The organism is Nonomuraea sediminis, from assembly GCF_018531495.1.
GTDB classification, from domain to species: Bacteria; Actinomycetota; Actinomycetes; order Streptosporangiales; family Streptosporangiaceae; genus Nonomuraea; species Nonomuraea sediminis.
This window is the reverse complement of sequence record NZ_JAHDTI010000009.1, coordinates 14,033-37,529: the sequence shown is the minus strand read 5'-3', so window position 1 is coordinate 37,529 and position 23,497 is coordinate 14,033. Positions and strand designations below refer to the sequence as shown.

Annotated in this window: 22 protein-coding genes; 10 read left to right on the top strand and 12 right to left on the bottom strand. The window is 72.7% G+C overall.

Annotated elements, in window-relative coordinates:
• From KIK09_RS31795 to KIK09_RS31780, 4 genes are read left to right on the top strand one after another with little or no spacing between them, the layout of a single operon-like run.
• Positions 1–1,017: an ABC transporter permease gene (locus tag KIK09_RS31795; protein WP_214323104.1), complete on the top strand. Its 1,017-nt coding sequence runs from the start codon at positions 1–3 to the stop codon at positions 1,015–1,017.
• A complete protein-coding gene (locus KIK09_RS31790; protein ID WP_308164392.1) occupies positions 1,014–1,859 on the top strand; it encodes an ABC transporter permease in 846 nt (281 codons plus the stop codon). The genes KIK09_RS31795 and KIK09_RS31790 overlap by 4 nt, the downstream gene beginning before the upstream one ends.
• The gene (locus KIK09_RS31785) at positions 1,856–2,593 is read left to right on the top strand and encodes an ATP-binding cassette domain-containing protein (protein WP_214323103.1); all 738 of its coding nucleotides are present in this window, start codon (positions 1,856–1,858) and stop codon (positions 2,591–2,593) included. The genes KIK09_RS31790 and KIK09_RS31785 overlap by 4 nt, the downstream gene beginning before the upstream one ends.
• On the top strand, positions 2,590–3,465 hold the full coding sequence (locus KIK09_RS31780; protein ID WP_214323102.1) for an ABC transporter ATP-binding protein: 876 nt from the start codon (positions 2,590–2,592) through the stop codon (positions 3,463–3,465). Before KIK09_RS31785 ends, KIK09_RS31780 begins: the two co-directional genes overlap by 4 nt.
• Here the strand turns inward: KIK09_RS31780 and KIK09_RS31775 are convergent.
• Positions 3,458–3,922: a MarR family winged helix-turn-helix transcriptional regulator gene (locus tag KIK09_RS31775; RefSeq protein WP_214323101.1), complete on the bottom strand. Its 465-nt coding sequence runs from the start codon at positions 3,920–3,922 to the stop codon at positions 3,458–3,460. The genes KIK09_RS31780 and KIK09_RS31775 overlap by 8 nt on opposite strands.
• A 71-nt stretch (positions 3,923–3,993) precedes the next feature.
• Between KIK09_RS31775 and KIK09_RS31770 the strand changes: the two genes are divergently transcribed.
• Entirely contained in the window at positions 3,994–5,358 is a 1,365-nt protein-coding gene (locus tag KIK09_RS31770) for an MFS transporter (protein ID WP_214323100.1), read from the top strand.
• Here KIK09_RS31770 and KIK09_RS31765 read toward each other — a convergent pair.
• Entirely contained in the window at positions 5,336–5,704 is a 369-nt protein-coding gene (locus KIK09_RS31765) for a DUF742 domain-containing protein (protein ID WP_214323099.1), read from the bottom strand. The genes KIK09_RS31770 and KIK09_RS31765 overlap by 23 nt on opposite strands.
• Positions 5,697–7,598: a sensor histidine kinase gene (locus KIK09_RS31760; RefSeq protein WP_250574112.1), complete on the bottom strand. Its 1,902-nt coding sequence runs from the start codon at positions 7,596–7,598 to the stop codon at positions 5,697–5,699. The genes KIK09_RS31765 and KIK09_RS31760 overlap by 8 nt, the downstream gene beginning before the upstream one ends.
• Positions 7,599–7,758: 160 nt before the next feature.
• On the opposite strand from KIK09_RS31760, the gene KIK09_RS31755 reads away from it, so the two are divergent.
• Complete coding sequence (locus tag KIK09_RS31755; RefSeq protein ID WP_214323098.1) at positions 7,759–9,324, top strand: ABC transporter substrate-binding protein; 1,566 nt, start codon at positions 7,759–7,761, stop codon at positions 9,322–9,324.
• Positions 9,325–9,339: 15 nt separating this feature from the next.
• Here KIK09_RS31755 and KIK09_RS31750 read toward each other — a convergent pair whose 3' ends face one another.
• Positions 9,340–9,504: a hypothetical protein gene (locus KIK09_RS31750; protein ID WP_214323097.1), complete on the bottom strand. Its 165-nt coding sequence runs from the start codon at positions 9,502–9,504 to the stop codon at positions 9,340–9,342.
• 20 nt (positions 9,505–9,524) lie between these two features.
• Between KIK09_RS31750 and KIK09_RS31745 the strand changes: the two genes are divergently transcribed.
• Positions 9,525–10,151 carry a hypothetical protein gene (locus tag KIK09_RS31745; RefSeq protein ID WP_214323588.1) on the top strand — a complete coding sequence of 209 codons (627 nt, stop codon included), beginning with the start codon at positions 9,525–9,527 and terminating at the stop codon, positions 10,149–10,151.
• Here KIK09_RS31745 and KIK09_RS31740 read toward each other — a convergent pair.
• Positions 10,103–11,212, bottom strand: a complete 1,110-nt coding sequence (locus KIK09_RS31740; protein ID WP_214323096.1) for an MFS transporter — start codon at positions 11,210–11,212, stop codon at positions 10,103–10,105. The genes KIK09_RS31745 and KIK09_RS31740 overlap by 49 nt on opposite strands.
• Positions 11,213–11,286: 74 nt before the next feature.
• Between KIK09_RS31740 and KIK09_RS31735 the strand changes: the two genes are divergently transcribed.
• On the top strand, positions 11,287–13,794 hold the full coding sequence (locus tag KIK09_RS31735) for an ATP-binding protein (RefSeq protein WP_214323095.1): 2,508 nt from the start codon (positions 11,287–11,289) through the stop codon (positions 13,792–13,794).
• On the opposite strand, the gene KIK09_RS31730 is transcribed toward KIK09_RS31735, so the two are convergent.
• Positions 13,791–15,080: an NAD(P)/FAD-dependent oxidoreductase gene (locus KIK09_RS31730; protein WP_214323094.1), complete on the bottom strand. Its 1,290-nt coding sequence runs from the start codon at positions 15,078–15,080 to the stop codon at positions 13,791–13,793. The two genes, KIK09_RS31735 and KIK09_RS31730, sit on opposite strands and share 4 nt — an antisense overlap.
• 244 nt (positions 15,081–15,324) lie before the next feature.
• Positions 15,325–15,591 (bottom strand): zinc ribbon domain-containing protein, encoded by a 267-nt coding sequence (locus tag KIK09_RS31725; protein WP_308164460.1) that lies wholly within the window; start codon positions 15,589–15,591, stop codon positions 15,325–15,327.
• Positions 15,592–15,768: 177 nt separating this feature from the next.
• On the opposite strand from KIK09_RS31725, the gene KIK09_RS31720 reads away from it, so the two are divergent.
• Positions 15,769–16,647: a DNA-3-methyladenine glycosylase family protein gene (locus tag KIK09_RS31720; protein ID WP_214323093.1), complete on the top strand. Its 879-nt coding sequence runs from the start codon at positions 15,769–15,771 to the stop codon at positions 16,645–16,647.
• 3 nt (positions 16,648–16,650) lie between these two features.
• On the opposite strand, the gene KIK09_RS31715 is transcribed toward KIK09_RS31720, so the two are convergent.
• Genes KIK09_RS31715 through KIK09_RS31700 form a run of 4 tightly spaced genes read right to left on the bottom strand, consistent with a single transcriptional unit; the run spans position 16,651 to position 20,543 of the window.
• Complete coding sequence (locus KIK09_RS31715) at positions 16,651–17,589, bottom strand: YbgA family protein (RefSeq protein ID WP_214323092.1); 939 nt, start codon at positions 17,587–17,589, stop codon at positions 16,651–16,653.
• Complete coding sequence (locus KIK09_RS31710; protein WP_214323091.1) at positions 17,586–18,062, bottom strand: RNA polymerase sigma factor; 477 nt, start codon at positions 18,060–18,062, stop codon at positions 17,586–17,588. Before KIK09_RS31710 ends, KIK09_RS31715 begins: the two co-directional genes overlap by 4 nt.
• Positions 18,063–18,091: 29 nt before the next feature.
• Positions 18,092–19,588, bottom strand: coding sequence for an SDR family oxidoreductase (locus KIK09_RS31705; RefSeq protein WP_214323090.1), 1,497 nt, complete (start codon positions 19,586–19,588; stop codon positions 18,092–18,094).
• A 43-nt stretch (positions 19,589–19,631) separates the two neighbouring features.
• On the bottom strand, positions 19,632–20,543 hold the full coding sequence (locus KIK09_RS31700; RefSeq protein ID WP_214323089.1) for a MerR family transcriptional regulator: 912 nt from the start codon (positions 20,541–20,543) through the stop codon (positions 19,632–19,634).
• 71 nt (positions 20,544–20,614) lie between these two features.
• On the opposite strand from KIK09_RS31700, the gene KIK09_RS31695 reads away from it, so the two are divergent.
• Positions 20,615–21,856, top strand: coding sequence for a cryptochrome/photolyase family protein (locus tag KIK09_RS31695; RefSeq protein WP_214323088.1), 1,242 nt, complete (start codon positions 20,615–20,617; stop codon positions 21,854–21,856).
• Here the strand turns inward: KIK09_RS31695 and KIK09_RS31690 are convergent.
• Positions 21,843–23,465, bottom strand: a complete 1,623-nt coding sequence (locus KIK09_RS31690; protein WP_214323087.1) for a long-chain fatty acid--CoA ligase — start codon at positions 23,463–23,465, stop codon at positions 21,843–21,845. The two genes, KIK09_RS31695 and KIK09_RS31690, sit on opposite strands and share 14 nt — an antisense overlap.
• Positions 23,466–23,497 lie beyond the last annotated feature (32 nt).

The following is a 23,497-nucleotide window of genomic DNA, read 5'->3' as shown; positions in this document are numbered from 1 at the left end:
GTGTTGCGTCACCTGACCCGCCGGCTGCTCCAGGCTCTCCTGGTGGTGGCCGGCGTGGTCGCGCTCACGTTCGTCATCATGCGGCTGGTGCCCGGCGACCCGGCGGTGGCCTTCGCCGGGCCGAAGGCCTCGCCCGAGCAGCTCGCCGCGGCGCGCAGGCAGTTCGGGCTGGACGACCCGATCCCCGTCCAGCTGTGGAACTACGTGCGCGACCTGGCGGGCGGCGACTGGGGGATCAGCCTGCACACCCGCCAGCCCGTGCTCGACGACCTCTACCTGGCCTTCCCGGCCTCGCTCGAGCTGGTCGGGTCGGCGCTGGTCATCGCGGTCGTGGTGGGCATCCCGACCGGGGTGCTGGCCGCCCGCTACAAGACGCGCTTTCCCGACTTCGGGGTGCGGATGACGTCCATGCTGGCCGTGTCGGTGCCGGTGTTCTGGCTGGCGCTGACGCTGCAGACGGTCTTCGCCAGCAACCTCGGCTGGTTCCCCGTGGCGGGGGAGTACGACTCCTCGCTCGACACCTCCAGCCCGCTCACCCTGTGGACCAACATCACGGTCGTGGACGCGCTCATCACCGGCAACTGGCCGATCTTCACCAGCACGCTGCACCACCTCGTGCTGCCCGCGCTGGTCGTGGCCGCCTACCCGGCGGGGGTGATCGCGCAGATGACCAGGGCGGCGCTGATCGAGGAGGCCGGTCAGGACCACGCGCGGCTCGAGCGGGCGCTCGGGTTCGGCGAGACGTCCATCCTGACCCGCTTCGCGCTGCGGCCCGCGCTGAACCCGGTGCTGTCGCTGATCGCGCTGGTCTTCGCCTACGCCATCGTCAACGGCTTCCTGGTCGAGGCGGTCTTCAACTGGCCCGGGCTCGGGCGGTACGCCGCCGAGTCGATCAGGTCGCTCGACACCCCGGCCATCGCGGGCGTGACGCTGCTGGTCGCGCTGGTGTACGTGCTGGCCAACCTGGTCGTCGACCTGCTGCAGGGGGTCGTCGACCCGAGAGCGAGGGCCAGGTGACCGTACGGCTTCGCCGCAGCCTGCCGAGGATCCCCGACCGCTTCGCCGCGGTCGGCGCGGTGCTGATCGTGCTGGTGGTGCTGGCGGCGGTGTTCGCGCCGCTGATCGCGCCCTACCCGGTCGACGAGGTGAAGCCGGTCGACAGCCTGCTCGGGCCGAGCGGCGCGCACTGGTTCGGCACCGACCAGGTCGGCCGCGACGTCTTCACCCGGGTGCTGTACGGCGGGCGGACCTCGCTGTTCGTCGCCGTGGCCGTGCTGGTGGCGGCCGCCCTGGTCGGCGTGACGCTGGGCATGGTGGCCGGCTACGTGGGCGGCTGGGTGCGCGATGTGATCATGCGGGTGACGGACGTGTTCCTGGCCTTCCCCGCGCTGCTGCTGTCGCTGGCGCTGGCCGTGGTGCTGCAGCCGAGTGTGACCACGGTCATCCTGGCCATCGCGGTGACCTGGTGGCCCTGGTACGCCCGGCTGGGGGCGTCGATGGCGGCCTCGATCGCCACGCGCAGCTACGTCGACGCCGCGCGCTGCCTGGGCGTGCCCGCTCCCAAGATCATCCTCCGGCACGTGCTGCCGAACTCGCTCACGCCCGTGCTCGTGCAGGTCTCGCTGGACGCCGGAGGCGTGATCCTCACCTCGGCCGCCCTGTCCTACCTGGGGCTCGGCGCGCAGGAGCCGACGGCCGAGTGGGGGCTGATGGTGGAGCAGGGCCAGTCGCTGTTCACCACGAACTGGTGGGTGGTGGCCTTCCCCGGCCTGGCCATCCTGGTGACGGCCTTCGCCTTCAACGTGCTGGGCGAGGGGCTGCGCAACGCCCTCGATCCCCGGAGGGTGGCGGTCAAGTGATCTCGGTGCGGGACCTCACGGTCTCCTACGGCGGGCGTACGGTGGCCCGCGTCCCCGCGCTCGAGGTGGGCGCGGGGGAGTGCGTGGCGATCGTGGGCGAGAGCGGGTCGGGCAAGTCGACCACGTTGCTGTCGCTGCTCGGCCTGACCGAAGGCGCCGACGTGTCAGGAAATATCAGTGTCTGCGGGGTCGACGTGCTGCAGGCTCCCGCGAAACGGCTCAGGGAACTGCGCGGCGCACGGGTGGCGCTGGTGATGCAGTCACCCCAGGCCGCACTCAGCCCGACGACCCGGCTGGGCACGCTGATGAGGCGGGCGCTGAAGCTGCACGGCCTCGCGTCGGACGACCGGGTCATGGGCGAGGCCGTCGAGGCGGTCCTGCTCGATCCGGCGATCCTGCGGCGCTACCCGCACGAGGTCTCCGGCGGCCAGGCGCAGCGCTTCGCGATCGCGCTGGCCATCGCGCTGGGCGCGGAGGTGATCCTGGCCGACGAGCCCACCAGCGCGCTGGACGTGACCGTGCAGGCCGAGGTGGTGGGCGTGCTGCGCCGCCTGCGCGAGGAGCGGGACCTGGCGCTGCTGCTGGTCTCGCACGACCTGGCGCTGGTGTCCACGATCGCCGACAGGGTGCTGGTCATGAAGGACGGCGAGGTCGTCGAGTCGGGCCCCGCCTCCCAGGTCCTGGCGGACCCGGCCCACCCCTACACCCGCGAGCTGCTGGAGGCCCTGCCGTGACGAGCCTGAGAGCCGAGCGGGTCACGATCGGGTACGGCCGGACGCTGGTCGTCCACGACGTCAGCCTGGACATCGTCGAGGGCGGAGTGGGGCTCATCGGGGAGAGCGGCTCGGGCAAGACCACGCTCGCCCGGGCGTTCCTCGGCCTCCTCCGTCCCATCTCCGGAAATATCTGGTACGGCGAGCAAGACCTGAAAAATGCGGACATGCGGGCCTTCCGGAGGGAAGTCCAGCCCGTGTTCCAGGCCGAATCCCTGGACCCGCGCATGCGCGTTTCGACGTCCATCCAGGAGGGCCTGTCGCTCAACCCGGCAGGAGGAAGCGTCGCCGAGCTGCTCACCCAGGTCGGCCTGGACCCCGAGCAGGCCTCGAGGAAGCCGCACCAGCTGTCCGGCGGCCAGCGCCAGCGCGTGGTCATCGCCAGAGCCCTGGCGGTCAACCCGAGCCTGCTCATCCTCGACGAGCCCACCAGCGCGCTCGACGTCACCGTGCAGGCCAGGATCCTCGACCTGCTGGCCGGGCTGGACACGGGACGGCTGCTCATCACGCACAACCTGGCCGTCGTGGACCGCCTGTGCCGCACCTCGCACGTGATGTTCGCGGGCCGCGTCGTCGAGTCGGGCCCCACCGAGCAGATCCTGCAGTCTCCCGCGCACCCCTACACCCGCGCACTGCGCGACGCCGTGCCCAGGCTCGGAGGGGAGCCTCCGGCGGCCTCGGGGAAGACGGAGGCCAGGCAGGCCGCGACGGGGTGCTCGTTCCGGCTCAGGTGTCCGCTGGCCGTACCGGAGTGCGAGCGGGCGCCCGAGCCGAGAGAGCTGGAAGGACGGCGGGTGGCCTGTCACCGGGCGGAGGACGTGCTGGTCAGTTGACCCGCTGCCGCTGGATGTGCTCGGTCACGTCGGTGTTGAGCTTGGTCAGCAGCCGCAGCAGCTCGTCGCGGTCCTCCTCGGGCCAGTCGGCCATGGCCGCGCCGAACCAGGCGGTGGTGAGCTCCACGCACTGCTGGGCGACCTTGTCGCCCTCGGAGGTGAGCGTGATCTGCCAGGCGCGCCCGTCTTCGGGGTCGCGGACGCGCTCCAGCAGCCCCCGGCCCTCCAGAGCGGACACGTGCCTGGTCACGTGCGGGCCCGCGACCTGCAGCCCGTCGGCGATCGCGCCGACCCTGCGGGGCTCGCCCGCGTCCAGGAGATAGACCAGCACCTGCACGTCAGGCTGGTCGAGTGGCATGCCGGCCGCCCTGCTCAGCCCTCCGGCCATTTTTTCGCGCCTGAGAGTGGCGATGATCTGGCGAAACGCCGCCACCGTGCCCGTGAGCCGCTCGTCCATCTATTTGCTTACCTAACTCAGGTATGTAATATCTCGCCTTGTTACTTACCTAAGTTACCTAAGGAGCCGTCATGGCGAGAAGTCCTTGGCCGGGGGTGGTGGCACTGTCCCTGGCCGCCTCGATCGCGGCCCTGCAGAACACGGCCGTCGTCCCGCTGCTGCCCGTGCTCCAGAAGGACCTGGGCGTCTCGTTGCCCGCCGCGAGCTGGACGCTGACGATCAGCCTGCTCGTCAGCGCCGTGGCCGCCCCGCTGATGTCCCGCTTCGGCGACATGTACGGCAGGCGCCGCATGATCGTGACCGCCCTCGTCCTGCTCGTGATCGGGTCCGTGGTCGCGGCCATGGCGCCCTCGTACACGTGGCTGATGGTGGGACGGGTCCTGCAGGGGTTCGTGGCGGCGCTGTTCCCGCTGGCGGTCGGCCTGGTCAGGAACGTGCTGCCGCGCGAGAGGATGGCCACCGGCATCGGGGTGCTGAGCGCCACGATGGGGTTCGGCAGCGGGTTCGGCATGATCCTGTCCGGCGTGGTGGGCGACTGGCACGGCGTGTTCTGGGTGACGGCCGTGATCACCATGGTGGCCGGCGCCTTCGTGCTGGTCTTCGTCCATGACGGTGCGGCACCCGTGCGGGGGCGGCCCGACCTGGCCGGCGCCGCGCTGCTGACCGGGTGGCTGGTGCTGCTGCTCCTGGGCATCAGCCAGGGCAGGGCCTGGGGCTGGACGTCCGCCGCGACCATCGGGAGCTTCGCCGGCGCCGTGCTGCTCGCGGTGGTCTGGGTGCTGGTCGAGCGGAGGACGGCCGAGCCGCTGGTGCAGCTGTCCATGCTGACCGACAGGCGTACGGTCGGCGCGACCGTGGCCTCGACCCTGATCGGGTTCTCCTTCTTCCTCTGCATGACCGCGATCTCCAACCACACCCAGGCGGATCTGGGCGCCTCGACCCTGCAGGTGGGCGTCTACCTGCTGCCGACCACGCTGTTCATGCTGGTGCTCTCGCTGTTCATCGGGCGGGTGGTGGCCAGGTACTCGGCCTCGTTCGTGGTGTCGGGCGGCTCGGTGGTGTCGGCGCTCGGCGCGCTGTGGCTGGCGCTGGAGCACACGAGCCCTGCCGACATCTACATCGGCTCGTCGCTGCTGGGACTTGGGCTCGGGCTCGGCTACTCGGCGCTGGGGACGATGGCGGTCGAGCACGTGGCCGCCGACAGGGCCGCGGCCGCGGCCGGGATCAACGCGCTGGTGCGCATCGTGGGCGGCAGCGCGGCGGGCACGGTCCTGGCGGCCATCGTCTCCGCGGTGCCGGGGGAGGGCGGCTACGAGTGGGTGTTCGCCGTCGCCGCCCTGGGCGCGCTGCTCGGCGCGCTGTCGGCGGGCATGTCGGGGGTGCTGAACAGGCGGGCTCCGCAGGAGACGCCTGTCACAGTGCCTTCAGGCCGCTGATCACCTCGAGCAGCACGCTGGCGTCCGGCGCGGGCGGCGGCAGCTCCACCTGGACCAGCTTCTGCGCGTGCAGGTCGCCGACCAGCACGCGCACCACGCCGATGGGCAGGTTGAGCTCCGCCGCCACGTCGACGAGCCGGGTCGGCTTCGTGCACTTCTGCAGGATGATCAGGTGTTCGGGGCCGAGACCGACCGGCGGCGTGAGCCCGCCCGCGGTGATGATGACCGCGATCAGGTCGATGGCCTCGCTGGCGGGGATGGTCCTGCCGCGGGTCAGCAAGTACGCGGGGACGATGGGGCCCGCGTCCTCGTCGAGCCAGCGCTCGTCCTTCTTCTCTTCACTCACCGGGCACCGCCCGCATCTGACGAGCGCCGGGGTCCTTGGCGTGACCGTCCGACTCTCGCGGCGGCTCGCTCACGTGTTCTGCCGGGATCAGCACGATGGCAGTGGTCCCTCCATATGGTGAACCGCGCAACGTCACGCGGATGTCGTGCCTGGCGGCCAGGCGGGAGACGACGAAGAGGCCGAGCCTGTCACTGTCGGCCAGGTCGAACTCCGGCGGGCTGGCCAGCCGCTCGTTGATACCGGCCAGCTCCTCCTTGCTCATCCCGAGCCCGCGGTCCTCCACCTCGATGGCGAAGCCGCGGGCCGCCACCTCGCCGCGGACCGCGACAGGCGTGTGCGGCGGCGAGTAGACGGTGGCGTTCTCGATGAGCTCGGCGATCAGGTGGATCACGTCGCCGACGACGGGTCCCGCCAGGCGGTGCCCGGGCATCGGCTCGACCGTGACCCGCTGGTAGTCCTCGACCTCGGCGGCGGCGCCGCGTGCCACGTCGAGCATGGGCACCGGCTTGCTCCAGCCGCGGCCGGGGGTGGCTCCGGACAGGATGATCAGGCCCTCCGCGTGCCTGCGCATCCGGGTGGTCAGGTGGTCCAGGCGGAACAGGTCGTCCAGGGCGTGCGGGTCGGTCGTGCGGTGCTGCATGCCCTCCAGCTGGATCCGCTGCCGGTGCAGCAGCGTCTGGCTGCGCCTGGCCAGGTTGCGGAAGACGTGGCCGACGCCGTCACGCAGCTGCGCCTGCCCGACGGCGGCCTCGACCGCCGTCTGCTGGACGGTGGAGAAGGCCTGGCCCACGTCGTCGATCTCGGCGGTGGTGGTCGGCACCGACAGCTCGGGCACCTCCACCTTCTCGCCCTGGCGCAGCTTGGCCACGACCTGCGGCAGCCGCTCCTGGGCCACCTCCAGCGCGGCCTGCCGCAGGGCGCCCAGCTCCTTCGACAGCCGCGTGCCCATCCGCAGCGAGAACGCGATCGACACGATCACCAGCAGGAAGCAGGCACCGGCCAGCAGGAACGCCCGGTTCAGCACCGAGTCGGCGACCGGCTCGGCCCGCACCGACAGCAGCGAGCTGGCCTGCATCTGCGCCGTGTCGAAGGAGCTGACCATCGCGGCGGAGGCGCGCAGCCAGTTCCGCGGCGTGCCGCCGGCGATGATCTGGTCCTCCATCACGCGCATCCGCTGGTAGGCGGGGGAGGTGATCAGCGCCACCTGCGTGTCGCGCAGGTTCGGGTCGAGCTCGGTCAGCGCCTGGTCGATCAGGAAGCGCCGGTTGCCGACCATCTGCGTGAAGTAGTTGCGCTCGGCCTCGGTGGTGGGCCCGGCGGCCACCGCCTGCTCCCTGGTCAGCAGCTCCTTGGCGTAGCCGGTGTCGATCACCACGCGCGACTGCTCGTAGATCGGGATGTCGTCGATGAAGGCGATCCGCCGGTGCAGCCCGAACAGCGTGTCGGTGATCCGGTTGTAGGCGTCGACCATCTGCATCCGGTTGGACACGCTGGCGTCGACCTCGCCCCTGATGATGTCGAGCCTGTTCAGCTGCGTCAGCGTCGCATCGACCTGCCTGCGGACATCTTCCGAGGTGTCCCTGGCCAGCCCCGACTTCTGGCGGTAGTCCTCCACCGCCGCGTCCGTGCGGGTACGCTGCTCGGCCGTGGCGGCCTTGGTGGCCTCGGTACCGGTCCGCAGCAGGCGGGCCGAGTCGAGCCGCTCGCGCTGGAGCTCGTTGATCACCTTGTAGGCCGGGAGGCGGAGGTTCGTCCAGAGCGTCTTGTACTGGCGTAGCTGGAGGCTCTCCGAGGCGGTGACCGCGGTGATGATCCCCCACAGGACGATCATCGATGCCAGAGGCACCAGCAACAACCCGATGATCTTCAATCGGATCGTTCGGCTGCGGGCCATGGCACCTCATTCCGGTCGGTCCCCTGCTGGCAACCCCGGACGGGACAGTCACTGAGAATAGCAAGCCGATCTCCGAATTTCCCTATTTTTCGGGACTTTTAGGCTCTGGGGGCGATCTTGGAGTAGGTTTCGCATACATCGCGTTACAGAGGGAGATGCGTTGCGCCGTCGTCTAGCCGCGGTCGCCGCGCTGCTGATCCTGGTCACCGCCTGTGCGACCACGACTGCCGAGGTACGGCAGGCACCCCCGGGCGACTCCTCGTTCGTCTTCGTCGAGAACCTGGACGTGATCAGCGACTGGGACCCCAGCACCTCCTACTCCAACGAGATCATCGCCCTGCAGAACGTCTACGAGACGCTGACCATCTGGAACCCGGTCACCAGGAAGGCCGCTCCCCGCCTGGCCACCTCCTGGCACTCCAGCTCCGACGGCAAGACGTGGACGTTCACGCTGCGCCCGGGCATGGCCTTCCACACCGGCAGGCCGGTCGACGCGGCGGCCGTCAAGGCCTCGATCGAGCGGACCATCAAGTCCAAGGCGGGCGCCTCCTACATCTGGGACGCGGTCTCGAGCATCCGCGCCGACGACCAGCTCACGGTCACCTTCACGCTCAAGTACGCGGTCCCGCTCGACCTGGTCGCCTCCTCCACCTACGCCGCCTACGTCTTCGACACCCAGGCCGCACCGGACCTGAAGAAGTGGTTCGCCACGGGCAGGGACGCGGGCTCGGGCCCGTACGCGGTCTCGACCTGGCGCAAGGGCAAGGAGGACGAGCTCACGCTGAAGGCCTATCCGGGTTACTGGGGCGGATGGGATCAGCCGCACTACCAGACGGTCAAGTTCCGCGTCGTGCCCGATCCCGACCGGGCCTGGCGGCTGCTGCTGCGCGGCGAGGTCAGCTTCACCCACCGGCTCAACCCGCGCCTGTACGCCAGGGCCAAGGCCACCCCGGGCGTGCGCACGTCGCAGCGCCAGTCGTTCCAGACGGCGATGCTGCTGTTCAATACGGCCGGCGGCCCGATGCGGGACGTGCGCGTACGGCGGGCCGTGCAGAAGGCCGTCGACTACCGCGGCATCGTCGCCGCGCTGCGCGGCGCCGTGTCACCGGCCAGCGGCGTCGTCCCCGAGGGCCTGCTCGGCTACGTGCCGGACCGGGTGCCGCAGCAGGACCTGGCGGGCGCGGCGGATTTGCTGAAGCAGGCGGGCTACGGCCCGGGCGGCAAGCCGTTGAAGCTGACGCTCACCTACGCCGAGGGCGACACCGACCAGCGCCTGCTCGCCACCCACCTGGAGATGGCGCTCAAGCAGCTCAACGTCACGCTCGAATACCGGGCGATGCCCTGGAACGCGCAGTGGGAGCAGGGCAAGAAGCGCGGGCAGGACATCTTCGTCATGTACTGGTGGCCGGACTACGCCGACGGCTACTCCTGGTTCGCCAACGTCTTCCACAGCATGAACCCGCCGGTGTTCAACCTGACCTACCTGAAGGACCCCGGCACCGACGCGCTGCTCGACTCGCTGCCCGAGCTGACGGTCACCGACCGCGGGGCGGCGCAGAACGCCTTCGAGCAGGCCACCACCCGGGTCCTGGACCAGAAGGCGGTCGCGGCCTTCCCGTGGGTGGTCAACTACCAGCGCGCCTACCTGGGCGGCATCCAGGGCTACGACGACAACCCCGCCTACCCCGACGTGGTGTTCGTCTACGAACTGCGGCCTTCAGGCTGACGTGGTGTTCGTCTACTAGTCGCGGTCTTCGGGCTCAGGCTCGACGCGGCTGCGCAGCCGTACCCGGATCTCCTCGGGGGTGTAGGCGCGGCGGCGCCGCTCGGCCCGCGCGATGGCCACTCCGGTCGCGGCGACCCCCGCCACCCCGGCGAGCCCGAGAATCTTCCACCAGCGTCGCATGTGCTTAGGCTAGCGGTGTGCTGACTCTCGATGAGGCGGTCGAACTGACCAGAACGGGCGACCTGTGGGTGTTCCGTGGACGGTCCGTGCCCGACCGGGCGATCCAGACGATGACCAACAGCCCCGTCAACCACGTGGGCATGGCCATCGTGGTCGAGGACATGCCACCCATGATGTGGCACGCCGAGCTCGGCAAGTCGCTGCTCGACCTGTGGTCGGGCACCCACCACCGGGGCGTGCAGCTGCACGACCTGCGCGAGGCCGTGACCGTCTGGGCCGACCGCTACGGCCAGCGGGCCTGGCTGCGCCAGCTCGAGCCCACCGCCACCGCCGGGATGGAGGACGCCGCGCTCAGGACGGTGGCCAGGCTGGACGGCACGCCGTTCCCGTCGACCGCGCGGCTGGCGGCGCGCTGGGCCAGGGGCAGGGTGCCGCAACTGCGCAGGCGGTTGCGCGACCGCACGCTGGAGAGCGCCTACTGCGCCGAGGTGGTGGCCGTCACCTACGAGGCGATGGGCCTGCTGCCCGCAGGCCGCCGCCCGAACTGGTACGACCCCGGCAGGTTCTGGAGCGGCGACGAGCTGGACCTGCTCGAGGGCTACAAGCTGGGCGACGAGATCACCGTCGGGGTCGAGCTGACCCGCTGAACCAGGGGCAGCGCGGCCACCATCACGAGCGCGACGAGCACGAACCCCAGCCCGTACCCGGTCGCCCCCACCACCAGGCCGAACCCGACCGCCCCCGCGCCCATCCCCGCGTCGTAGGCCAGGTTCCACAGCGCGCTGACCCGGCCGACCGCGCCGCGCTCGAACATCACCGCGAGCGTGGCGCTCTGCAGCAGCCCGAACCCGATGCCGAACAGCACCATCCCGGCGATCACGCCGGCCGGCCACACCTGCAGGGCCATCCCGGCGGCGCCGAGCACCAGCCCCGGCGCGAGCAGCCTGGCAGAACCGTGCCTGTCGCCGAACCGCCCCGCCCACCACCGGGCCGCGGGCGTGCAGATCGACTGGACGAGCAGCGCCACGGAGGCCAGCGAGGGCGACCCGGCCAGCGGCAGGAACGTCACCAGCACCCCGGTGGCCACGGTGACCGAGGCGAAGATCAGCGTGGGCCGCGCCAGCCCCGACACCGGCTCGGAGGACGGGGCCTGCGGCCGGGCCTTCAGCGCGGGCAGCCACGGCACCGCCGCCAGCCCGGCCAGCGGCACCAGCCCCGCCACCAGGAACACCGGGGTGAACCCGAGCGCCCCGGCCGCCCACAGCCCGAGCGGCAGGCCCACCACCGACGGGATCCCGACCGCCACGCCGTACACGCCCAGGCCCTCGCCGCGCCGTTCCGCGGGGACCAGCTCCGCGGTGAGGGCGGTGCCCGCGACGACCAGGATGCCGAGCCCGCCGCCGCGCAGCAGGCTCACCGCGAGCACCAGCGGCAGCGCCGAGGACAGCGGCAGCGCCAGCGCGGGCGCGCCGAGCAGCACCAGCCCGAGTACCAGCGCGGCACGGTAGCCGTGGCGCGCGAGCAACCACGGCACGGCCAGCTCGAGCAGCACGGTCGACAGCATCATCGCGCCGGTGGCGAGCCCGGCGCCGAACCCGCCCGCGCCCCCCGCGGCTGCGTACAGCGGGACGGTGGAGAACAGCAGGTAGAAGCCGAGCATCCCGCTGACCGTGGCGGCCATCATGAGCGTCATCGAGCGGTTCATCATGCCCATCACGCTCCCAAGCCGACGACTCGGGCACATCGGGCATCATGCTTAGCCGCCTCTTCATAATGAGTGACGTGTTCGTCGGACGAGAGGCTGAGCTGGCGGCCCTGGCCGAGCTGGCCGGCGCGAGCCTGCGCGCGCCCGCCGCCGTGTTGGTGGTCGGCGAGGCGGGGATCGGCAAGTCGAGCCTGGTGCGCGAGTTCGTCTCCCGCACGGACGCGCTGGTCGCCGAGGGCGGCGCCGACCCGGGCGCGACGGCCTACGCCGTGTTCGTCCCCGTGCTACGGCGGCTGGTCAGGGAGTACGGCGCGCGGCTCGTGCCCGGCGGCGGCAGCAGGGGCCTGGCCAGGCTCCTGCCCGAGCTGGGCGAGGTCGAGGAGAGCGGCGACCTGGGCAGGGCCCGGCTGTTCGAGGAGGTGCTGCTGCTCGTCGAGGGCGCGGCCGGGCGACGGCAGGTCGTGCTCGTGCTCGAGGACCTGCACTGGGCCGACCAGGCCAGCCGCGACCTGCTGGCGTTCCTGCTGCGCAACCTGATGCGGCCCGGCGTGCTCGTCGTGCTCACCTCCCGCGAGCCGCTGCGGCTGCCCGGCGTGGAGGTGCTGCGGGTGCCGCCGCTGGGGCGCGCGGAGGTGGCGCGGCTGCTCGGCCGTTCCGACGTGGACCAGATCCTGGCCCGCAGCGAGGGCAACCCGCTGTTCGTGGAGGCGCTGGCCGACGCGGGCACGGCCACGCCCGCCTCGCTGCGCGAGCTGCTGCTCGCCGGGGCGGAACGGCTCGGCGAGGCAGGCCTGGGCGTGCTGCGGGTCGCCGCGGTGGCGGGGCGGCGCATCCCGCACGAGGTGCTGTTGCGGGCGTCGGGCCTGGACGAGCTGACGTTCGACGAGGCGCTGCGGCCGGTCGTGAAGGCCCGGCTGCTGCTCGTCGACGGCGACGGGTACGCCTTCCGCCACACGCTCATCCGCGAGGCCGTCTACGACGACCTGCTGCCGGGCGAGCGGCGCCGGCTGCACGCCCGCTGCGCCGCGCTTCTGTCGGGCACCCAGCCCGAGCTGGCCGCCGACCACTGGTACGCCGCGGGGGAGCGGGCCAGGGCCTTCCAGGCCGCCTGGGAGGCCCGCCGCTGGGACCGCGTCCTGGAGCTGTGGGAGCACTCGAGCGGCCAGGACCACGCCCAGGTCCTCGAACTGGCCGCCCGCGACGCGCTGCACGCCGGCGAGGCCACCCGCGCCGAGGAACTGGCCGGCGCCGCGCTCGCCGAGGTGAGCGACCCGCTGCGCGCCGCCCACCTGCTCGAGCTGCGCGTGGCCATCCGCGACCTGCTCGGCGAGGAGGGCCTGGACGACCTGCGCGAGGCCGTACGGCTCGCGCCGCGCGAGGCCCGCCTGATCGGCTCCCTGGCCAACACGCTGACCTGGATCGGCCAGTACGGCGAGGCCCGCGAGCTGGCCGAGGAGGCGCTGGCGCTGGGCGACACCAGGTCGCTGACCCCGCTGGCCGCGCTGACCGCGCTGGAGGGCGACCTGGCCACCGCCGCCGAGCTGTACGCCAGGGCCAGGGCCGAGGCGCCCGACGACGACGCCGTGCTGGTGGCCTACGCCAGCGAGGCCGACGTGCTCGAGGCGGCGGGCGAGCACGCCAGGGCCGAGGCGACCGCCCGCACCGGCATCGCCCAGGCCCGGCGGGTGGGCCTGGCCCGCTCCCGCGGCGCCCACCTGGCCGCCAACCTGTCCGAGCCGCTGACCTCGCAGGGCCGCTGGCAGGAGGCGCGCGAGGTCATCGCCGCCGCGCTGACCCTGGACCCGCCGCCGATCATCCGCGCCTGGCTGCTGCTGGTGCTCGGCACGGTCGCGGTCTGGCAGGGCGCGCTCGAGGAGGCCGGCGGGGTCGTCCGGCAGGCCAGGCCGCTCATGCGCGGCAGGTCACGCGGCTACGACTCCTGCCTGGAGCCCGACCTGCTGGAGTGCCGGCTGGCCGAGGCCGCGGGCGACGGCGAGCGGCTGGCCGGGCTGGTCGGCCACGTCATGTCCGCCCACGACCTGACGCTCAGCTGCCGCTACTCCTGGCCGCTGCTCGCGCTGGCCGCCCGCGCCGGGCTCGTCTCCGCCGCGCCCGAGGGGATCCCCACGATCGGGCGGGTGCAGGAGGCCTACCGGGCCACGTTCGAGGCCGAGACCGGCGGCTCGTGGGCGGAGGCGGTGGCCGCCTGGCGGGTGGTCGGCCAGCCGTACGCGCTCGGGCAGGCCCTGGTCCGGCACGCCGAGCAGGAGCCCGCGCGGGCGCGCGAGCTGCTCAGGGAGGCCGCCGCGCTGGCCGGCCAGGTGGGGTCGGAGCCGCTGCGCGCGGCCGTGGCCGGCGCCGCGGGCGCCACCAGGACCAGCCTGACCGGCGAGCCCGCGCTGTCGGCGCGCGAGCTGGAGGTGCTGTCGCTGGTGGCCGAGGGGCTCAGCAACAAGCAGATCGCCGAGCGGCTGTTCATCTCGGCCAGGACCTCGGGCGTGCACGTGTCCAACATCCTGGCCAAGCTGGGCGTGAGCTCCCGCGTCGAGGCGGCCGCGCTGGCCCGCCGTACCGGGCTGATCTAGGTTCGCTCGAGCTCGGCCAGGGTGCCGCTGGAATCCAGGAGGAAGTCGAGGCGGATCAGGTCGTCGCCGGTGAGCGCGTTGACCAGCCAGTCGCCCGACACGCGCGCCTTGGCGCGGCCGGAGGGGACGGTCAGCAGGTGGTAGCCGCGCGTCACCAGCTGCGCGACCGGGCCGGTCAGGTTCACCCCGAGCGGGTCGGCGGTCGCCTGCAGGCCGCCCAGATCGATGACGAAGCCCAGGTCGCGGTGCCGGTACTGGCTCAAGGGCGTGCCGCGCAGCGCGGCGACCGCGTTACGCGCCACCGTCGCGGCCTGCCGGGTGGCGTGCTGCGCGGTCGCGCCGCACACCGCACCGGGCTCGCGCGCGAGATCAGGTACGGCTGCCGCGTCACCCAGCGCGAACACCCCCTGCTGCCCCGGCACCTGCAGGTCGGCGCCCACCACCAGGCGGCCCTTGGCCGTCTCGGTGCCGAGACTGGCCGCCACCGGCCGCGGCGTCACACCGGCCGCCCAGATGACGGTGCTGGTCGGAAGCGTGGTGCCGTCGCTCAGCTCGGCGGAGTCGGCGGAGATCTTGTCGACCGTCAGGCCCAGCCGCACGTCCACGCCGCGCTCGCGCAGGATGCGCTCGGTGGCCCTGCCCAGGTGGTCGCCCAGCTCGGGCAGGAGCCTGTCGGCCAGGTCGATCAGGGTCCAGCGCAGCAGTCCGCGCAGCTCGGGGAAGCGCCGCATGGCCTTGCTGGTCAGCAACTGCAGCGAGCCCGCCGTCTCCGAGCCGGTGTAGCCGCCACCGACCACGAGGAAGCTGCATCGGGAGGCCCGCTCCTGCATGTTGTCCGTCGAGGCGGCCAGTTCGAGCTGCAGCATCACCCTGTCGCGCAGGTAGACGGCCTCCGAGAGGGTCTTGAGGCCGTGCGCGTGCTCGCTCAGGCCGGGGACGTCGAACGTGCGGGTCATGCTGCCGGGAGCCAGGATCAGCAGGTCGAAGGGCACCTTGACGTGGTCGCCGCAGAGCTTGGTCACCTCGACGGTGCGGGCGTCCAGGTCGACGCCCCTGGCGGCGCCGGGCAGCAGCTTGGTGCGGTGCAGCTTGCGATGCAGCGGGGCCACGATCGAGCGTGGCTGCACCACGCCCGCCGCGACCTGGGGCAGCAGGGGCGTGTAGAGGGAGTAGTCCAGCGGCGTGATCAGGACGATCTCCGCCTCGGCCGGTCTGAGGGCCCTTTCCAGGTGCCGGGCGCAGCCGTATCCGCCGAACCCGCTCCCGACGATCGCGATTCGTGCCATTTGTGAGGACTTCCCCTGCGTGGCGGCCGCAATCGTGGATGTCCGATCAGTGCTAGACCCGTGGTTTCGCCGCCCGGGAGAGTGGAGGGGTGAAGGACCTGCTCATGAGCCGTGACCGGCGCTTCGACGGGTGATTCTGCGTCGGCGTCGTCATGACCGCCCTGGCCGCGTTGCTGCTGGTCTGGTCCTACGATGGCGTGCTTGACATCCTCCCCCGCCCGAAGGCGGGGGATTCCAACCCATCTCACGCTGAGAGGAGGACAGGTTGAGGTTCACGGTTTGCAGGCCAGCCCAACGGCTCGCCTCCCCGCGCAGACACGGCATGCCCTGCCGCGTGTTTGATGTTTCTGGCCGCGTTCACGTCGGCGTTGCAGGCGTATCCGCAGGATCGGCAGCGGAAGTCGGCTTGGCTCTCGCGCGACTTTCCGTCCACGCTCCCGCACGCCGAGCAACGCTGACTCGTGTACGCAGGGGTGACCTTGACGACACGGCCGGGTGCTTTGTGCTCCAGCCGCTACGCAATGCTCGGCCAGCGCCTGCTCTTGGGCAGGTGTCGGCTGGAGCCGGTAGCGGGACACGCCGATCAATCTAGCGATCAACACCGACAAAACCCGGAGACCACCATGTCCGACCGTTCCGGCTTTCCTCCCCGCCCTGAAGGACGGGGCCTCCAGCCTGTAGGCGCCTGGTGACCGGATTCACGCTGACCGCCGAGGGGCCCTACGACTTCGCGGCCGCGCTGCGCTTCGTCGAGGACTGGCCGGCCACCGGCGGGCTGTCCCACTCCGACGGGCGGGCGCTGCGCTTCGCGTACTGCGCCGAGACGGACTGGCGGCCGATCGGCGTCACTGTGACGGGCGCGCCGGGCGGCGTGGCGGTCACCACGACGCGACCCGCGGGGCCGGGGATCAGGGCCGAGGTGGCGCGCATCCTGTCGATGGACGTGGACGGCACCGGCTTCGCCAAGCTCGGCGAGGCCGACCCGGTCCTCGGCGACCTGCAGCGGCGCAGTCCGGGGCTGCGGCCGGTGTGCTTCTGGAGCCCGTGGGAGGCGGCCTGCTGGGCGGTCATCGTGCAGCGCTCCTCGATGCTCATCGCCTCCCGCATCAAGCAGCGCATCGCCGACAGGTACGGCGCCAGGATCACCGTGGACGACCAGGTGTTCACGGCCTTCCCTCCGCCCGTCGCGCTCGCGGACGCCGACGGCTTCGGCCTCCCCGCGCAGAAGGAGGAGTGGATCCGCGCCCTGGCCCGCGCCGCCCTCGACGGCACCCTCACCACCGAGCACCTGCGTTCGCTGGACCCGGTGGAGGCCCTGGCCGAGCTCCGCGCGCTGCCCGGCGTGGGACCGTTCTCCGCGGGCCTCATCCTGATCCGCGGTGCGGGCGCTCCCGACGCCTTCCCAGGGGACGAGCCCCGGCTCTTCGCGATCCTGCGCGAGCAGTACGGCCTGCCGCCCGACTCTCCCTCCGCGGCCTACCGCAGGCTGGCCGACTCCTGGCGCCCCTACCGCTCCTGGGCGTCCTTCCTCTTCCGCGCCGGCACCTACGGCACCCTCGACGACTAGCGGTCAGGCCGCCAGGTGGTGGCGCAGCCGCAGGTCGTCCGGGTAGGGCGCGAGGTAGGTCTGGCCGGCGATCCAGCCGGTGGCGTGGTGGCGCACCAGGGCCGTGGGGACGCTCAGCGGCACCAGTCCCGCCCGGTAGGCGTCGATGACGTGCAGCAGGTCGTCGCGGTGCGCGACGTCGAGGCCGAGCATGCCCATGCAGTGCAGCAGGACGTCGACGTTGCGGCCCGTGGAGGCCTTGGCGGCGAACGCCTCGCGGAACAGCGCCGCGTAGGCGCGCGCCAGCTCCTCGCGGGGCAGGACGCCGGCCTCCGACACGATCCGGCCCGCCTGCCGGTAGCGGGCCGGATCGTGGGAGAGCAGCTGCATCTTGTGCCGGGCGTGGAAGGCGACCAGGTCGCGGGGCCGCCACGGTCCTGACAGCAGCTCGCGCAGCCGGGCGTGGGCGAAGATCCGTTCGATGAAGCTCTCGCGCAGCAGCGCGTCGTTGAGGCGGCCGTCGTCCTCCACGGGCAGCAGCGGGTGGGCCTGGAGTATCGCGGCGGCGAACATGCCCCGGTTGCGGCGGTGCAGCGGCGGGCCGCCGGGCGGATGGACGGGGATGCCGTGCAGGCCGCAGCTGGGGCTCTTGGACTTGAAGACGTAGCCGTCCACGTCCAGCGTGGCGCCATGCCGTACGGCCAGCTCCCTCATGTCGCCGGTGAGGTCGCGGCGGCTGGTCCGGGTCATCAGCCGAGTCCCGTCGGCGTCCGGTGCCGCCTCCAGCCTGAGCGTCTCGCGGGGCGCGCCGAGCCCCGCGGCGATCTCGGGGCAGCAGGGCACCCAGTCCACGTGCGGGCCGAGCACGTCGGTGAGGAAGCGGCTGCGGCTGTGGCCGCCGTTGTGCCTGACGGGCTCGCCGAGCAGGCAACTGGAGACGCCCAGCCGGGGTCTGGCGGTCATGCCGCCTCCAGCATGGCGGCCAGGAGGCACAGCCCGCGAGAGGTGCGGGCCTTGACGGTGCCCAGCGGCACGCGCAGGCGTTCGGCGATCTCCCGCTGGCTCAGCTCGCCGTAGTAGGCCAGCTGGATGGCCTGGCGCTGCGCGTCGGGCAGGGCGGCCAGGGCGCGGCGGACCAGGTCGCGGTCGGCGATCCGGTCGCTGTCGCGGCGGCCGTCGGCGCCGACCGGCTCGCCGGCCGCCTCCAGGGGCAGGACCGGGCGCGCGCGGCGCAGGTGGTCGATGGCGCGCTTGCGCGCGATGCCGAGCAGCCACGCCTCGAGGCTGCGTCCTGGCTCGTAGCGTTCCCGCGATCGCCAGACCTCCGCGAACACCACCTGCGTGACGTCGTCCACGTCCTGCGCGGGCACCAGCCTGCGCACGTAGGACCGGATGAGCGGCGCGTGCGTCTCGAAGCACGCCTCCAGTGCGTCCATGCCAGCCGTCCTCGGCGTAGATAAGTTATTCAAAACCTATTCAACGCGGAGCGGCGACGGGAGGCAACCAAGGCAGGGGAGATCACCGCCGCGGCGATGTTGCCCGGCATCCGGCCGAAGATCCACCCGTGGAGCGGCCAGATCATCCACCAGTACAGGTGCCCGAGCAGCCCGCGCGGATGGAACAGGGCCCGCTGGCGGTAGACGGCCGTGCCGTCCTCCTCGGTCACGCCGAGCTCCAGCCAGGCCAGGCCGGGCAGCCGCATCTCGGCGCGCAGGCGCAGCAGGCGGCCCGGCTCGATCTCCTCGACCCGCCAGAAGTCGATCACGTCGCCCACCCGCAGCCGGTGCGGGTCGCGGCGGCCCCTGCGCAGCCCCACGCCACCCATGAGCCTGTCCAGCATCCCGCGCAGCCGCCAGGCGATCGGCAGCGAGTACCAGCCGTTGTCGCCGCCGATACCCTCGATCACCCTCCACACGGCCTCCGGGCGGGCGCCGACCCGCAGCTCGCGCTCGTCGGCGTACAGGCTGCCGCCCGCCCAGTCGGGATCCGTCGGCAGCGGGTCGCTGGGCGCTCCCGGCGTCGAGGCCGAGGACCAGCGGGTGGCCACGTCGGCCTCCTTGATCTTCTGCAGCGCGAGGGAGACGGCCCGGCGGAAGCCGATCAGGCCGCCGGGCGGATCGGGCACGTACGCCGTGATGTCGTGCTCCCCGCAGATGGCCTGCCCGCGCAGCGACTCCACCAGCGGCCGCGCGATGCCCGCGGGCACCGGCGTGACCAGGCCCACCCAGTGGCTCGACAGCCACGGGCTCAGCAGCGGGACCGGGATGATCAGCCGCGGCGGCAGCCCGGCGACCGCCGCGTAGCCGCGCATCATGTCGGCGTAGGTCAGCACGTCGGGGCCGCCGATGTCGAAACTCCTGTTCACCTCCTGCGGCAGGCCCGCCCACGCCAGGAGGTGGCGCAGCACGTCGCGGACGGCGATGGGCTGCGTCAGGCTGCGCACCCAGGTGGGCGTGGTCATGACCGGCAGCCGCTCGGTCAGGTGGCGCAACATCTCGAAGGAGGCCGACCCCGAGCCGATGATCACCGCGGCGCGCAGCACCACCGCGGGCACCGGGCAGTCCAGGAAGATCTCCGCGACCTCCGCCCGCGACCGCATGTGCGGCGACCTGGCGGCGCCGAAGGTCAGGCCGCCGAGGTAGACGATGCGCCGGACGCCCGCCGCCTCGGCGGCCCGCGCGAACGTCCGGGCCGCGGCGCGGTCAGCCCTGGCGAAGTCGCCGCCCTGGCCCATGGTGTGGATCAGGTAGTAGGCGACCTCGACACCCTCGAGCGCGGCACGGGTGGCCTCCGGGTCGCGCGCGTCGGCCTCCACGATCTCCACGCGCGGCGCCCACGGCAGGTCGCGCAGCCGTCCCGCCGAGCGGGCCATGCAGCGCACCTCGTGGCCGCCCGCGAGCAGCTCGGGCACGAGCCGCCCGCCGATGTACCCCGAGGCTCCCGTCACCAGGCAACGAGCCATGCCAGGTTCTTCGCGCGCACCATGCCCGCCGGTTGCACCCCGCTCAGCCGCCGGGCAGCCGCGCCAGGATCGTGGTGATCGCCTGGTCGAACGTCGTGACCCGGGTGACCTTCCCCGGCAGGCCTGGCCACCAGCCGGGGCCGCCCGCCACGACCGGCACGGGCGGCCGGAGAGCGGGCAGTCCCGCCAGGGGAGCAGGGTCGCCGGTCTCGCGCAGGTGCGCCCAGAGGAAGACCACGGACGGGCCGAGCCTGCGCATCGCGTCACCCAGGGCGGGGTAGGGAGTGCGGGCGCCCAGCGTCCTGGTCTGCACCCGGTAGGTCTGGGTCAGCTCGGCGGCCAGGGCGTAGGCGGGCAGGTTGTGCTGCTCGTCGGGGGCACAGGCGAGCAGCACGGGCCGCGGGTTGACCGGGTGCTCCGGCCGATCGGTCAGCGGCAGCAGCGCGGCGAGAAGCCGGTCGGAGAACAGGTGCTCCACCTCGATGCCCGCGCCGGTCTCCGCCTGCCTGCGGGAGATCGCCGCGAAGACCGGCAGCACCAGCTCCAGCCACGTCCAGCGGACGCCGTGCCTGGCCAGCGCCGCGCCGACGGCCTGGCTGACGGTGGCTCCGTCGAGCGCCGTCGCGGCCCTGGCCAGCGCCGCGACGGTCGGGATGTGGCCACCGACCGGCTCCCTCGGTTCCGGGGCGGGTACGACCTCGGCTGCGACGGGAAGGCGGCGGGCCAGCGCGGCGGCCTCGGCGGGGGCGACGCCCTCGTGGATCAGGCGCTTCATCTCCTGCAGGACGCGCAGGTCGCGGGCGCCGTAGCGGCGGTGGCCGCCGGAGGTGCGGTGGCTCGGGCCGAGGCCGTAGCGCAGGTTCCACGTGCGCAGCGTCGGCGCGGGCACGCCGAGCCGCCGGGCCACGGCGCCGATGCCGTACCCGGGCTCCTCCTCCACACGGTCGTCGTCCATCCGCCCATTCTTTCGGCCCGCCGTACGCCCGCGGTTGCAACCGCGGGAGCCGGGCCCGCGAAGACTCAGGAGTGGACACCGTGATCGTGCTCTTCAACCGGGACCTGCGGGTACACGACCACCCGGCGCTGTCGGCCGCGTGCGAGCGGGCGCGGCGGGTGATCCCGCTGTTCGTGCTCGACCCGGCCGTGCCCGCGGGCCGGCGCGGCCCGTTCCTGGCCGCCTGCCTGGCCGACCTGCGGGCCTCGCTGCGCGCCCGCGGCGCCGACCTGATCGTACGGCGGGGCGACCCCGTGACCGAGACCATGCGGCTGGCCACCGAGACGTCGGCGTCCGCCGTCTTCGCCAGCGCCGACGTCACCGCCCTGGCCCGCGCCAGGCAGGACCGCCTGGCCGCCGAGCGGATCGAGTACCGCAGCTTCCCCGGCGTCACCGTGCTCCCGCCCGACCTGCTGCGCCCGAGCGGCGGCGGCGACCACTACCGCGTCTTCACCCCCTACTGGCGCGCCTGGACCCGGGCCCGGCGCCGCCCGCTCCTGCCCGCACCGCCCCGCATCCCGCTGCCGGACGGCCTGGACCCCGGCGCCCTGCCCGAACCGGGCTCCGCACAGGGCGGGGAGAGCCACGCCAGGCGCAGGATGCGCCAGTGGGCCGGACGCCATCTCGGCGAATACGCCGACCTCCACGACGACCTGGCGGCCGACGCCACCTCCCGGCTCAGCCCCTACCTGCGCTTCGGATGCCTGTCGCCGCTGGAGGTGGCCACGCTCGGCAACGACGACTTCGTCCGCCAGCTGTGCTGGCGCGACTTCCACCACCAGGTGACCTTCGCCTTCCCGCGCATCAACCGCGACGACTACCGCCCGCGCGGCCACCGCTGGCGCGACGACCCGGACGCCGAGCAGGCGTGGAAGCACGGCCGCACCGGCGTCCCGATCGTCGACGCGGGCATGCGCCAGCTGCTGTCGGAGGGCTGGATGCACAACCGCGCCCGCCTCATCTCCGCTTCCTACCTGGTCAGGCACTTGAAGATCGACTGGCGGGCAGGCGCCGCGCACTTCTTCGACCTCCTGCTGGACGGTGACGTCCCCGACAACTACGGCAACTGGCAGTGGGTGGCGGGGACCGGCAACGACACCCGCCCGAACCGCACCTTCAACCCTCTCCGACAGGCCAGGCGGTTCGACCCGGAGGGCCGCTACGTACGCGCCCACGTTCCCGAGCTGGCCGGCGTGCCGGACGCGCTCGTGCACGAGCCGTGGCGCGGGACGGTGCGCGGCTATCCGCGGCCGCTCGTCCTCACAGGTGAGTGACGGGAAGCTTGTCGTCGGCGTACCACCGGCGCAGGACCTTCTTGTCGAACTTGCCGACCGACGTCTTCGGCACCGCCTCGACCCTGGTCCAGCGCTCGGGGAGCTGCCAGCGGGGGATCCGCTCGGCCAGGAAGAGGCGGAGCTCCTCGAAGGTGACCTCCGCGCCCTCCGCCACGACCACCGCCGCCAGGGGCCGTTCGCCCCACTTGTCGTCCGGCACCGCCACCACCGCCGCCTCCACGACGGCCGGGTGGTCCATGAGCAGGTTCTCCAGCGCCATCGACGAGATCCACTCGCCGCCCGACTTGATCACGTCCTTGGCCCGGTCCGTGAGCGTCAGGTACCCGTCCGGGGTGATCGTGCCGACGTCGCCGGTGCGCAGCCAGCCGTCGGGGGCGAAGCGGTCCGCCGGGCGCAGCGGCTCCGCCGCTGTCCCGCCGTAGTAGGCCGCGGCGATCCACGGCCCGCGGACCTCCAGCTCGCCGACGCTCTGCCCGTCCCACGGCAGGATCTCGCCGTCCGGCCCCGCCAGGCGGGCCTGCACGCCCGCCCGGAACCTGCCCTGCGTGACGCGGTAGCCGTACTCCTGCTCGGGGGGCAGGCCGGGCGGAGGCTCGGCGACCGTGCCGAGAGGCGACATCTCCGTCATGCCCCAGGCGTGGTTGACCCGCACGCCGAGCGCGTCGTAGGCGCGGATCAGCGCGGGCGGGCAGGCCGAGCCACCGATCACGAGCGAGCGCAGGCTCGACAGGTCGCCGGACCCGGCCGCGAGCAGCCCCTGCCACACGGTCGGCACCCCGGCCGCGTGCGTCGGCCGCACGGTCGCGATCATCTCCGCGAGCGGCCCCGGCTGCGCGAACCGGTCGGGCAGCAGCAGGTTCACCCCCGCCAGGAACGACGAGTGCGGAACCCCCCAGGCGTTCACGTGGAACATCGGCACGACCGGCAGCGCCGTGTCCTCGGGCCCGGAGCCCAGCACCCTGGCCATGTTGACCTGCATCGCGTGCAGGTAGACCGACCGATGGCTGTAGACGACCCCCTTGGGGTCCCCGGTGGTGCCCGACGTGTAGCACATCGCCGCCGCGGTCCGCTCGTCCAGCTCCGGCCAGCCGAACTCGTCCGGCCGCCCGGCGATCAGCTCCTCGTAGTCGTGTACGGCCGGCCGTACAGGACCTAACTCCCCGCCCCCGACCACCACCACGTGCTCCACCCCCGGCACGCCGGGCAGCAGCGGCTCGAGCACCGGCAGCAGGGAGGCGTCGACGATGATCACCCGGTCGTCGGCGTGGTTGACGATGTAGGCGAGCTGGTCGGCGGGCAGCCGCAGGTTCAGCGTGTGCAGCACGGCGCCCATCGACGGCACGGCCAGGTAGGCCTCCAGGTGCTCGGCGTTGTTCCACATCAGCGTGGCCACCCGCTCGTCGCCGCGCACGCCCAGCTCGCGCAGCCCGTGCGCGAGCCGCGTGGCCCGCGCGCCCACCTCGGCGAACCTCCGCTCGCGCGGCCCCGAGGCGGTCCAGGTGATCACCCGGGAACCGGCGTGGACCACCGAGCCGTGCCGCAGGATCTGCGAAACGTTGAGCGGAACGTCCTGCATCGTGCTCAACACGACGCGATGATCCGTCCATCAGGACCAGAATG

What these genes read in the sequence shown, in the direction of transcription:
- KIK09_RS31775 (WP_214323101.1), bottom strand. Translation starts at nt 3,922, where the DNA reads ATGGACGAGCGGCTCACGGGCACGGTGGCGGCGTTTCGCCAGATCATC.
- KIK09_RS31770 (WP_214323100.1), top strand. Translation starts at nt 3,994, where the DNA reads ATGGCGAGAAGTCCTTGGCCGGGGGTGGTGGCACTGTCCCTGGCCGCC.
- KIK09_RS31740 (WP_214323096.1), bottom strand. Translation starts at nt 11,212, where the DNA reads ATGATGAACCGCTCGATGACGCTCATGATGGCCGCCACGGTCAGCGGG.
- KIK09_RS31750 (WP_214323097.1), bottom strand. Translation starts at nt 9,504, where the DNA reads ATGCGACGCTGGTGGAAGATTCTCGGGCTCGCCGGGGTGGCGGGGGTC.
- KIK09_RS31715 (WP_214323092.1), bottom strand. Translation starts at nt 17,589, where the DNA reads ATGACCGCCAGACCCCGGCTGGGCGTCTCCAGTTGCCTGCTCGGCGAG.
- KIK09_RS31710 (WP_214323091.1), bottom strand. Translation starts at nt 18,062, where the DNA reads ATGGACGCACTGGAGGCGTGCTTCGAGACGCACGCGCCGCTCATCCGG.
- KIK09_RS31760 (WP_250574112.1), bottom strand. Translation starts at nt 7,598, where the DNA reads ATGGCCCGCAGCCGAACGATCCGATTGAAGATCATCGGGTTGTTGCTG.
- KIK09_RS31730 (WP_214323094.1), bottom strand. Translation starts at nt 15,080, where the DNA reads ATGGCACGAATCGCGATCGTCGGGAGCGGGTTCGGCGGATACGGCTGC.
- KIK09_RS31705 (WP_214323090.1), bottom strand. Translation starts at nt 19,588, where the DNA reads ATGGCTCGTTGCCTGGTGACGGGAGCCTCGGGGTACATCGGCGGGCGG.
- KIK09_RS31700 (WP_214323089.1), bottom strand. Translation starts at nt 20,543, where the DNA reads ATGGACGACGACCGTGTGGAGGAGGAGCCCGGGTACGGCATCGGCGCC.